General features: G+C 44.9%; 10 protein-coding genes. 4 read left to right on the plus strand and 6 right to left on the minus strand.

Annotated features, from left to right (window positions below):
- The first annotated feature begins 40 nt into the window (after positions 1-40).
- Positions 41-1,315, plus strand: a complete 1,275-nt coding sequence (locus SACSAC_RS23230) for an S-layer homology domain-containing protein (protein ID WP_051507354.1) — start codon at positions 41-43, stop codon at positions 1,313-1,315.
- 566 nt (positions 1,316-1,881) lie between these two features.
- Here the strand turns inward: SACSAC_RS23230 and SACSAC_RS27395 are convergent.
- A complete protein-coding gene (locus tag SACSAC_RS27395) occupies positions 1,882-2,904 on the minus strand; it encodes an S-layer homology domain-containing protein (protein WP_051507355.1) in 1,023 nt (340 codons plus the stop codon).
- Between the two features lie 219 nt (positions 2,905-3,123).
- Here SACSAC_RS27395 and SACSAC_RS23240 point away from each other — a divergent pair, with 219 nt between their 5' ends.
- The 3 genes from SACSAC_RS23240 (at position 3,124) to SACSAC_RS23250 (ending at position 4,761) form a co-directional block, all read left to right on the plus strand.
- Positions 3,124-3,882: a Crp/Fnr family transcriptional regulator gene (locus tag SACSAC_RS23240; RefSeq protein WP_037290804.1), complete on the plus strand. Its 759-nt coding sequence runs from the start codon at positions 3,124-3,126 to the stop codon at positions 3,880-3,882.
- A 215-nt stretch (positions 3,883-4,097) separates the two neighbouring features.
- Positions 4,098-4,331 (plus strand): hypothetical protein, encoded by a 234-nt coding sequence (locus SACSAC_RS23245; protein WP_156951074.1) that lies wholly within the window; start codon positions 4,098-4,100, stop codon positions 4,329-4,331.
- Positions 4,332-4,335: 4 nt separating this feature from the next.
- Positions 4,336-4,761, plus strand: coding sequence for a hypothetical protein (locus tag SACSAC_RS23250; RefSeq protein ID WP_037290806.1), 426 nt, complete (start codon positions 4,336-4,338; stop codon positions 4,759-4,761).
- A 571-nt stretch (positions 4,762-5,332) separates the two neighbouring features.
- Here the strand turns inward: SACSAC_RS23250 and SACSAC_RS23260 are convergent.
- The 5 genes from SACSAC_RS23260 to SACSAC_RS28110 form a co-directional block, all read right to left on the minus strand.
- Positions 5,333-5,650 carry a hypothetical protein gene (locus SACSAC_RS23260; RefSeq protein WP_037290808.1) on the minus strand — a complete coding sequence of 106 codons (318 nt, stop codon included), beginning with the start codon at positions 5,648-5,650 and terminating at the stop codon, positions 5,333-5,335.
- A 121-nt stretch (positions 5,651-5,771) separates the two neighbouring features.
- A complete protein-coding gene (locus SACSAC_RS23265) occupies positions 5,772-6,896 on the minus strand; it encodes a hypothetical protein (RefSeq protein WP_037290809.1) in 1,125 nt (374 codons plus the stop codon).
- Positions 6,897-7,015: 119 nt separating this feature from the next.
- Complete coding sequence (locus SACSAC_RS23270) at positions 7,016-8,881, minus strand: hypothetical protein (RefSeq protein WP_037290810.1); 1,866 nt, start codon at positions 8,879-8,881, stop codon at positions 7,016-7,018.
- 741 nt (positions 8,882-9,622) lie between these two features.
- On the minus strand, positions 9,623-11,698 hold the full coding sequence (locus SACSAC_RS23275; protein ID WP_037290811.1) for a DUF927 domain-containing protein: 2,076 nt from the start codon (positions 11,696-11,698) through the stop codon (positions 9,623-9,625).
- A gap of 171 nt (positions 11,699-11,869) precedes the next feature.
- Positions 11,870-12,049, minus strand: a complete 180-nt coding sequence (locus tag SACSAC_RS28110) for a helix-turn-helix domain-containing protein (protein WP_156951075.1) — start codon at positions 12,047-12,049, stop codon at positions 11,870-11,872.
- Positions 12,050-12,060: the final 11 nt, after the last annotated feature.

Genomic DNA, 12,060 nt, shown 5'->3' on the forward strand with positions numbered 1-12,060 from the left:
TCCGGTATGCTGTAAGTAGTCTATAACAGGGGGTCCACATATGAAAAAACTTAAAAAGCTTCTTCTAGGTGCTATAGCCACTACTCTGATTCTTGGCACTACACCGCTTACAAAGTCAGATACAGCGCATGCAGCCACTACGTCATTCACTGACATTTCCGGCCACTGGGCTGAAGCTGCCATTAAACAAGCAGCGAATCTTGGACTCGTTAAAGGATATGCAGATGGTAGCTTTAAACCGGGAAGTAACGTTACACGCGGGGAATTTGCGGTGATGCTAGCTAGAGCTACAAAGCAAACGCCAAGTATGACTGGTGTGGCATTCGGTGATGTAGCGAAAGATAACTATGCCTACTCCAGCGTAAACAAAATTACAGCGCTTGGCTTTGTAAAGAAAACGGACTACAGTGCAGGTCTTAAGCCAAACACCGCGATGAGCAGAGAAGAAATTGCAAAGTGGCTGGCTACAGGGCTTGCGGCATCAAGTGCAGAGTTCAATAAGGCACTGAGTGATGTAGCTGGACCTTACGCGCTTGTACCGGTTACGGAGTTCTACAAGGGCGGACTTAATAAGTCTAATATTCCAAATATTTCAGTCATGATGGGTACGGGCATCATGATGGGAGATACGAAAGGCAGCTTTAATCCAAAAAATAATGTTACACGGGCAGAAGTTGCAAGTATTCTTATTCGCTACATGGGGGTTGAAGGAAGTAAAGCCTCCGGGTACACAGGTCTTAACGAACTCCGGGAAGTTGCGACTACAGGCACAAACGTAACGTCGTTCACACCACTTGAGTACGTGAAAACAAATAACACATCAACGTTTAAAGAAATGATTGGGAAAGACATCAAAATGAAGAGCGCTGTGGCTGATGTAAAAGTACACCGGATGATCGTCCTTGATCTTGATGTACAAACGAAGGTAAAGCACAGCATTTACACAGGCATGTTCAGTAAAGACAGCTACAACAGACGCACAGGCTACATCATCATGACCGAAATGACGGCAAAAGCAAACATGGATCCAAAGAAGCTTACAAGTTCCGTTTTCCAGAATGCATCACTTTCTGCGGCTCTAGGCATTAATAACCTGGGCTACGAAACAGAGAATTATGGTGTAACATTCGGCGGATTCCACTTTGTAAGATATGACGCAAATAATGGCGAAAGTTTGCCCTATATGAGCCAGAGTACAGCAAAAAGATTCTGGGCAGGTGGAGCGGGTGTAGGTAAAAAATACGAAAACAACACGGACAACATTGAGCTTTACGCGAAAGACGGATCGTACATGAAACTTGTAAATAGTAAATAACCTTTGGCCCCAGAGTACATGCTCTGGGGTCTGTTCATATTATTGGATGCCCACTGTGTATATTTCGTTTGAATCAACGACCATCAGCATCGAATAATAGTATTTTGACGATTGCACATTTATATGAAAAAACCCCCACCAATTCAGTGAGGGTCTTGCTTATTTTCGCAGTATTGAATTATTTCACAGTGTATGCTACATATGATTTGTGGATAAATACTCTGGGCATCCCATTACAAAGGACTGATGCCTCTATGCTAAAAACCCTACTCATGATCCATATGTTGTACCACTGTTTAAGAAGAAAGCTAGCACCTTTCTTCACTAAGCATCTGTTAAAGATGCAAGTTATTAACGCCCTACTAGGCATTGGGTACACAGTATACAAAGTGCTATCAGACATTTTGTAACAGATATTCATGTATGGAGAATGTAGCAATAAGGTCCTAATAATGTGTGCGGCCCAGAGTATATCCACAAAAGAATTAAAACACACCCTGTACTGTGTAAACAATATAATCCAGACATAAAGAGACCCCCACCATATTAGTGAGGGTCTTAGTTTGTTACTTAAACCAGATTGTAAGCGTATTGTACGCCGTAGGGTGTGGTCGTACAGTGATTGTGTACCCACTGTAGTTGGCCGTGAATTCCTTACCGGATTCTACAGCGCTTTGCAACTTGCTGTAGAAGCTGTCTGGAACGGCTACACCGACTGCTTGCAGTACGTCAACAGTAAGCTTCAAGCTGGCTGTATCCCCTGCACGGAAGGAAGATACGATGTTGCTTTGAGACTTACTAGCAGCGGGACTATACGATACGCTGGTACGACCAGATGTATCATACGCAGCTACATTTGTGCCGGATGCCCGTACGGTATACCCCTTAAAGGTAGAACTACTTGCTACGATTTTCTCCATGCTTGCCTGCACACCTTTAAGTCCGCTTGGAACTTGCGGCGTTGGTGTAGGCGTTGCAGGTGTGCTCGGGAATCTTGGGCGCTCTTTAAGCGTTTCAAGACCACGAGTTTTTACACGCTGGATGAAAGCCACGGCTTCAGCCCGCGTGAGATAATCATCTGCCTTGTAACCGGCTACCGTGTTGCCTGTTTTACCAGCGGCAAGATTGTTAGTAAGCAGGTACTGTACCGCAGCGTCGTCGATGAAGTTTACACCGTTTGCGCCGGCTATAATGTTTGCGACTTCGCCACGCGTAATCGCTTGCTCTCTCGTAGCTCGTCCAACGGCGTCGTTGCTTACACCGTTAACAGGCCAGTTGAGGTTCTTTGCGATGACGTAGACCGGATCTGCCCAGTGCTTCTGGCCCTTAGTCGGTGTAACCTTCTGGTAGGCCGAGATGAACATCATGAGGAATTCGGATTCAGAAACTTGTTTCTCCGGCCGGAATGTACCATCCGGGTATCCTTTTACGACGTTGTTTGCGATTGCCCACTGGACGGTGGAATAAGCCCAGTTGGACTTCTTGACGTCATCGAATTGGTTCGCTGCACTTACACTTCCCGCTACAAGAGTTATGGAAAGCGTAACCCCTCCAATCACCCCCAGCAGTTTCTTTCCAAAAGCCTTCATTCTTTTAACCCTCCGTCATGTTCAAAGTAAACTACCCGTTCATCAAAAAATTCATATCGTTTATTTGTCAAGAACCGTGTCGATGAGATATGGCTATTTTTGTTTCTTATACTCGTATGCGTGCAAACCTTAAAAAGGGGCTTATGCAAACGGAGCAACAAGTTTTATAATAAAGATTGGAAAATAAAAGATTTACAAGAGAATAGAGGGGATACACCGTTGTACCATTCCGTAACCGACACTCCGTTTTTTAAAGATATCGTCAAAGACGAAGATGTTGAATGGGTAAGCTCAAAGTTCCGGGAAAAGACGTTCAACAAAGGCCAGGTGCTGTACATGCACGGCGACGAAGGACACGAGATGTACATTATCAAATCCGGTGCGCTCAAGATCTATCGTCAGGACGAAAACCGGGAAATCATTTTTGGACACCAATTCCCTGGAGAAGCGATCGGTGAACTTGAGATCTTCCACCACGATAACCATCGTACAGCTTCTGTAGCCACGATAGAAAAAACAACACTTTGGGTTGCTCATCGTTCGGCTATGGAAGAACTTGTTGTTCGTTACCCGGCTATTTTACGAAAAACCATCTACATACTCAGCGAACGTCTTAGCCAAGCGGATCGGAAGCTCGAATATCTGGCGTTTCTTGACGTTAGAATTCGAGTAGCTAATCTTCTGCTGGACCTTCACTCCAATTTCGGCAAAGAAACGGAAAGTGGACTGTTGATCGACTGGAAGATCACACAGCAGCATTTCGCCAACATGATCGGCGTAGGTCGGGAAAGTGCCGCAAGAATCCTGAAAGAGTTTCATGATCAAGGTGTCATTGAGCTAAAGAATCGCCGGACCTACATCTTGAAACTGGACGTGCTAAAAAGGTTGGCTGGAGGAGAAACCCAACCGGGTAGCGAACGTCTTTGGCATTCCACACACAAATACGATCTCAACACTTCGCACTTTAGGCACTCGTAATACCGTTTAACTAACTTCTATTATAGTGGATTTACGACAGCGTTTTCTGTGCGTACTTCCGCTATTTTTTTGTGTTCTTCCGCACAAATTAACCTTTCGGATACAGGGGTACATTAGATATTATTGTCACACTACAACGGACAATGCTTTGATCGTTTTAGATTTTAGTAAAGGAGGAAGCGCCAATAGGAAAATTTCTTCTGGGAAAAATTCTAGTGACGGAGGGTGTACTAAAAGCCATAGGTGAAACTGACCAAATGGTTGCGTTAAACCGCCATGCGCAGGGAGACTGGGGAAACGTTTCTGAGAATGAAGCGTTAACCAACAATGATGGAATGCTTAAAGGTGGTCGACTGTTTTCCAGTTATCAGAGCGAGTTCGGCGTTGCTTTCCATGTTGTGACGGAAGCGAACCGGTCATTGACTTGGCTCAAACTTCGAGAGGAATGATGATTTGAGTTACACAGCCTTTTATGAAGCGGCCTTTTTGCGATTTCTGGACCGCTTGAGCGAAGAAGCCCAACCCGAGATGGGGCTGGTATACGTGGACAATGATGAACACTGCGAATTCTTTCTTCAAGTTTCTCCGGTTCTGCTCCAAAATCGTTTACGTGTCATCCTTGACGCAATGATTAGCGAATTTAGCATGGAGCATGCCGAAGACGTTGCCATCGAAGCCTATGTTGATCCGCATCGAATCCGAATACAGGTTACGGAATCGTGGATCGAAATTCTGGTTGTACAGGAGAACGACCAAATGATCTTTGCTGGCGCGAGGTACAGCAAGGAATCGAAAAAATTGGTGTATCATCTACGACTCGAAGCGCTAAGAAAAAGCTTGCAAAATTTAATTTTGCTTGACCACATGAATGTGTTATGAACCCTAATCTTGTACTGCTTGAAGTGTTTGAGAACAAGACCATTCGTTATCAAGGGCAACCTTGCTTGGTGTTACATGGCATCGTGGCCGAAGTTGGATCAGCAGCAGCTCTTTTTTTGCTTATCATCAATCTGAAGGGAAAGAACGTTGTCAAAGTGGCTTTGGAAAATCACCGTCTATTTCCGACGTTAGCCAGAAACCTAAGCGTAATTTTTGAAAATCTTGACCGCTGGACTCAAAAGAAGTAGCAAGATCCGTCCGCGACTTCTACCTCCTACTTGGTTGTCGAAGTTGTTGAAGCCATGAAAAAGATACGTTACAAAACCACGAGCGTTATTTCAAACCAAATTTCACCTCAGAAAGGACAACAATCATGCCAAGACCTTTACCACGTGCCGATTGGGTAAAGAAATGTCTAAATCCCGAATGCGAAAGTACGGATCTCTTACTTAATCCAAATGGAAAAAAGCATACGAATGCTGTAGTAAAATGCAACAGTTGCAAGATGAAATTTGAGGTAATGGCTTTATGAAATAGAGAAGGAGGCCACTGTAGGCCTCCATTCTTTGTATCAGGGTGCTTTTTGAATAGTGTTCCAAGCTTGCTCCAGAAATTCGCGAACATCATCATGTCCTGACTCTACATAGGTTGGGCCAATTTGTATATCTTGCGGATCTGCATCATTTGTTCGCATCTTCACTATAATGTCCCGATCCGTTTGAACAATTGTTACGGCAGTTCTTCCCTCTGTTACACGTACCACAGTTTCTTGGTTTGGTTGAATTCCAGAAAAGACTTCTGCCCTACCTACAGAAAACACATCGTTTTGTCCGATGCTTGCTTGGATTAGCCCTGCCGTAACATCACTTGCGAATTGTTTATGGTCCATAGGAACCTCCATAATGTTAGAATATCTGTGCCGATTTTCAGCAAACCACACAGGCATTTTTATCGTCAATATATTGGAGATGTCCATAGAAAAGAAGGGGGGGGTCCCCCTGCATGTCTACTCAAAAGTCGTCAAAATCTCCTGCGTCTGGTGAAATGATCCTGACGCCACGAAGCTGTTGGCTTCGATTTGCAAGGTTTTGCTGTCTCGCAGCTTCAATCTGATGCCGGAGATACCGATCACCATCTTTCCCTTTTTCCCGGTAACGATCTCCACAAGACGATTCTTGGAATATTTTCCGGATTTCTTCTGCGGAAACTCCGCCTTCGTCTAGCCTTGCACAGATGTGAAAATCACGCTCGCTTCGACTTCTCACCTTTGAATCTTTCACGAAGCTCCGGTATGTGTCTAAGTCCGGGGCGTTGATCTTATTTGCCAGATTTTTATCAAATTTTTGTAGGCGCTTCAGAATCTGCGCTACGCTCTTACTCACCGGAGTATCAGAAAAAACAACGGGAGCAAAATCCATGCGAGAGCTCTGCTGAACCTGCGGGAAATGTTCAAAATCTGAAAGTGTGTATCGAAGATCTGAGTCAAAGTGGACGATTTTTACGTGCTTTGGGCTGTTAGGATTTTTAAGATGAAAGCCAACTGGAATCCTCATGAGCCGCATCGCGTCGCCACAGGAGTCTGCTCCCGTGTAAGCTTCAAGACGTCGGTTTGTTTGAACAACATCTTCGACAGGATAGGCAGTATCAAGCAAAAAATACAGGTGGTAGCCTCCAGGCGTTGAGATGATGATGCTTGGAAATGGATTCAAATTCGCAATAATCTCGTCCGCTTTAGCTTCAGCAGCCTGTAAGTTTTGGTCAAGCAATTTGAAATCTATATCCAGCCAGCAAGCTGTAGCTACGGAAACATCTGAACGGGCCGCGCGAATATACCTTTCGGTGTTCTTATTAATGATCCCGCGATCCCTCGGGCACACGGTGTAAAAAACACAGCCGTCTTGATTTCTAACATAAACGTGACCGCATATCTTTTCAAAGTTCTCTCTTCGAATGCGAAATGTCTTCGTCCGCATATATGATTCCTGAACTGGCTTATCGCAAATTTCGACAAAGTATTTTTGATCGTCGCCAGCTTCGAGAATAGGCGCGTACAGGGCTTTGAAGAAGCTTTTTAAACCTACATTGTCACGCGCTACTTTGAACTGCCGATGTTTGTCGAAGGATTGAGCGGTCATTGGAATTCCTCCTATTAGTGTTTTAGGTTTTGATGTTAGTCAGAGCGCTGTACCCGCGCTCTGACTGTATTCAGGCTCTTACAACGGGTCTTACATGACCCAGTTAATGTTAGTTTGGCTCAAAAATAGTCGTCTCTGTCTTTCATTAGATCTTCGAAATCTCCCAGCTCGAACTCACCTGGGTAAGTTTCGCATAGCTGCGTGAGGTCAATCGAAAGTACCCGCTGCGTACGTCCGGCAATGGATTTTAACAAGTTGACTGATTTCACGAACCCCCCATCGTCCGCATTTTCGCGAAGCTTCATCACAATGGCTCGCGCGGACAAATTGTCCTTACTGTACCCTCCAGTGACGGCTTCGATCAGTGGTCGTTGCTTGAAGTGGCCAAGCAGCCGGTCGTTCGTAAGCTCGACAAGAAACTCGCCAGGGTTGAAAATTTTGTTGTAACGGTCGCGCACGGTAGCCATGATCTCTATGAGCTGATCACCAAAAGTGTTCTCAGGACCTGCCGCTAGAGATGCAACGGCTTCGGTAGCTTCATCGAGCGTGTACACTTTGATGCCGAGATCGTTACACAGCCGCAGCCCAAGCAACAAGCCGAACATCACGCACGCGCCGTTCTTCCGGTTTCTCGGAGATGAAAAATCGTGCTTTGCTGCAACTTCCGTCGCCTGCTTGAAAAGATCGTCCCACACACTCTCATTTTGGAGCAACCACCGCATGTAACCGCCGACGAACTCGATTTTGTTTGGAATTTTGCAAAGTTCGGCAAAAGCTTCGGGATTTTGCTCTCTGCTTCGTATGGCGACCGCAACAATGCGCTCTTGGCAAGCCTGATCGAGGATCGGATCTTCGCCTGCTACGATTAGCGGTGCGAGCAGGTCGTACCGAACCAGTTCCTGACTCGATTGCCCTCGGCTGTCGTCCCTTCGATCGTAAGCATTTCGAAGAATTTGCTTGACGGAAGCGGCTTGAGGCAAGCTTTCCCTGTATTCATCGAGGTAGACAGGCAGAGTATTAGTCATCGACAACCTCTTTAGCACGCCAAAGCGTCTTTCTGTCGGCAAGGCCTTCGGGTCCTTATGGCCCAGAAACTTCAGCAGTTCCGAAATAACGGACGTTTTGCCTGCACCTTTGGAACCGTACAGTTGGAGCGATGGAAACTTCACACCATATTTTTGGAAAATCGGCTCCTTTAGCACGCTGGCCAGAATCCATCCCAACAGGATAAGCAGCTTTTTCCGTGCTCCGATGTTCAGAACTACGCCCAGAAACTGTTTCGCCAGAACTTGCCAAGCGCCGAGCTCAGGTACCGGTACATCGTAGATGTCTGCGTGCGAATCACCTTTTTTGGAAAGTAAGACGACAGCATCGGAAATACCTTCCGGTTGGATCACGCCGTCCATAACGAGGAATCCTTCACGACGGAATCCCAGCACATCGCTAGCTTGCACGGTCCTGCGTACGGATTTTCGCAGGTACATTACGAGAAGTGCATACTCAGCCGCAGTACCCGTAACAACGAGGCCCATAATTCCGAGCGATTGAATAAGATTTGACGCGGTTGAAATGTCTGCAACTTCGATACGGCGGTTTCGATATATGCGCCCACCAGACTCTACGGTCATGATGTACTCCTCGTGACCACTCTTCTCGTTAATCAGAAGAGTCGCTTCCAGCGTGAAATTCGTGAGGCTTTTGGTTTGATAGCTATCGCCGACCTTCGATTTGATGATGTACCCGACGGGGCTTAAAAACAGTTTTGAGCCGTTGTGCTCCGCCAGCCAAGCGATCGGCTTTCCTGCAATAGGCGCTGGGGTTGCGGATTCTTCAGCTTGTACCGAATAGTCTTCGACATCTGACGTTTCGCTTACAGGGGCCTGACCGTCTTGCAGAGTATTCGAGACGGCTTCTTCAACAATGGCTAACTGTTCCGATGTTGCCTGCTCTTGCATTTCCGATCCGTTTTTTTCGATTTTCGCCATAAGTGGCACCTCCAAAATTTGGTTTTGACATCCGACGTTCCGCCCTTGCGTGCCCAAATCCAGATTTTGGGCATAAAAAAATACGCACCTGTAACCAAGAAGGCCAGACTCAGGCCGATGGTTATTGAGATTGCGCACATTGTTCGTAGACGATTCATAGATTGTTTCAACACTTTTGCAACACCAATTTACTGAACATTTAGTGCTACGTCAACCCCCAAATTGTCAGAAAAAACGACTTAAAATTGCTGTGCCCTGCCATAGCGAGAGAATAGAAATCTAAAAAAATTTTTGAAGGCTGTTTACCGCTCTGCATACACGGGTGCACACATGCACTACCCTTTGTGAACAAAGACACATAGCGCTAAGAATAATTTTTATTATTCCGACCGGTTTGTTGGGTTTACAGGCGGTCCGTATATGCTATTGAAGTCAGGTTCTTTGCCAACAAGCCAAGAAAATTTTAATCAGACCTGTAGACCGTTTAATGTTCTCAGAAAATATAGAATACACAAGATGAATATATATCCATAAAAATATGTGAAGAACGATCTACAGGGTTTACAGGTTTACAAGATAGAAAGAGAAGATATTTTTTATTTTTATTTATTTCATTTTAATTTTTTGATTTATTATGTAGACCATGTATCTTCGAACGTAAACCACCCCTATTTTGATTGTAGACCGCATCTGTATAAAGAAGCCCCAGCTGGATTGGCCGGGGCTTGTTCAGTTTTTCTATTAAAGTCTAGATGCAATTTTCACTACATTGATCAATTTCGCCCGTTCAGCTTCTATCTCAACGACTTCTTCTTCGGTAAGCAGCTCTTTCACTCGACTCATCCTAATAACGGAACACGAGATGCGCGATTCTCCGATCATAACGGAGCTCACATAGAGCATCTTTGTTTTTCCGTTGCCGCGATTCACAATTTGTCCGTTTAAAACGCCAAGCTCTTTCCACTCGTCTATGATGTTATCTGCAATGTACCCAGCAACGTTCAGGTATTTCTTAAGCTCAGCATTTGTGAAGAAAAGTACATCGCACTCGACGCCTGCTATTTCTCTTGTACCGAATTTACCTAGCTGCGCGTGGTTCTTATTATTCCCTGTAAAGTGCTTTTCGTGGTTTGTGACGGCGAAGTTATAGACATCAGACAAAGCTTCAACGCTTTTCGCTTTGCCTGCGCAGAGCGAGGTCATGTAAGAAATCACTTCGTTACACAGTTCAGATACCTGCTCCTTCGTCACAACGTCAAGATCTAAAATTTCAACAAGTAGATCGAGAACCAGGTGCATACATGCCGTATAAGATGAAAAAGTTTTGTACTTCTCATTGTCAAACAGTACTGTTGCCTTCCCTGCTGGATTCTCATACTTAGCCAGATAGACTTTAAATCTCTCAGCCACATCCTCACGGTTAGGGATCACGTAATCAAGAAAAGCGTCAAGCGCTAGGCCATAACTGTCATTTAGCGCAGCCCCAAGCTCCCTATGCATGTTTTTCATGGCAGCAGGATCATCAAAAATACCTGCAAATACATCTCTGACGTTCAGTGGGATCACCCGCCGTGTAAGTCCATCGTTCTTCACACGAGACAGAATAGAACTTTCGCCGCTCGCCACTATAATGGATGAAAAGCGTCCGTCATCCCTACTTGTACCTTCAGACGTTGCCTTGTCACTAAGCGTGGAATTGAATACATTGTAGAGCGCATCTTCAAGCACTTCAGTGCTCGCCCTATGCGACTCTTCATAGCAAACTACATGGCTGTTGTGGAACCTGACTACGGAGTTCATCCCGGCAACGGTTAGTCTTGCGCAGGAACGCATGAGTTCTGACTTCTCTTTTGAACACCCCATGGGATTCATGGCTGTGTACTGTAGCAAGTTCTTACCCTTGCCTTTTGGACCAAAAATATCCACTGTAAGGCAGTTTCCAGGAATTACAGCCCCGTCAATGATGACATTTATAAATGGCGCTGTGTACACGATAAGCGACAAAGGGTGCTTAGCTAGCACATTAAGAATGCCTGATACATTCTTCTTAACGTCCGTGCCAAGTGTTACGTAACCGAGGTCCAGACTGCGTTTTTGCTTGCTGTCAGTAACGTTTATAACATGCGCGCTTGACCTCGGATTTATAAACTCGCTGTAGTCTTCCGTCCAACCAATCGAGGTATGCACAGTCAGTGTTGGAATCAAATGTTCATTCAGATCGAGATAATCTTTGAGGTATTCAGACAGTTCGTCAAATTCAGATATTCTCCTGTTTTTTAGCAAAATAAGGCCATTTGAAATACAGGCATCGCTGAACTTCTTGCTTGAGGTATAAATGTCTGTATCAGCGACGCTAAAGTACATCCAGTATTTTTTTCTTTCATTATAGAAGCAGATTTCCGTATACGGTTTGTTTGTAAGCTCCGACATGTGATTTCTTTTTCCGACCTCTTTGCCGTCAGCGATATGCTGGCTAATGTGGATCCCAAGCGCTGAAAACTTCTTATGTGCAGGTACAAGAGCCGCCTTATTCCCTGGGAAAGTAGGATGATGGTACAGCATGTAATCAGATACGGCGGCTGGCAGTACACTTGCATGTGTAACAATGTCTGCAACGACATCCTCCTCTGTCTTATCCGGATACAAAGACAAAACGTGTTTTATGATTTTCCGTCTCGCTTCAATATAAGCGATTTTATTCTCCGTAGTTGTAGAAGCAACGCCGTAGTTTAAAGCATGGATCGCTTTTTCAAGCGTCGCCCTATATTCTGTAATCCTAGCGTTCTCTGAGACAAATTTTTCTACATATTGCTCCATTCAAATCAGCTCCTTTGATTTGAAGGCGCATGATACCCAAGTCTTGACGAAAATTAAATTTCCGTATTTTAATAAACGTGAAGATCGGGCTGATGCGCCTATCCTCATTTGCGAATTGACTCCGGCCTTAGTGTCGGAGTTTCTTTTTATATGGTCTTCTTTTGTTTACACTCAACTTTTACGATTAGTGTTGGAACGCATCCATGCACGAACTTCATTATAATCAAATCTTGGCCTTCCATTCTCTGAAAGGGTATAGGTGGGCATTCCTTTGTTTCTCATACGAAGAACATGACGACGGCTAATGTTCAACTTCTTACACAGATCACTCAATGACAACATTTCTTCCATGATTTTGTTCC

The organism is Saccharibacillus sacchari DSM 19268 (assembly GCF_000585395.1).
GTDB classification, from domain to species: domain Bacteria; phylum Bacillota; class Bacilli; order Paenibacillales; family Paenibacillaceae; genus Saccharibacillus; species Saccharibacillus sacchari.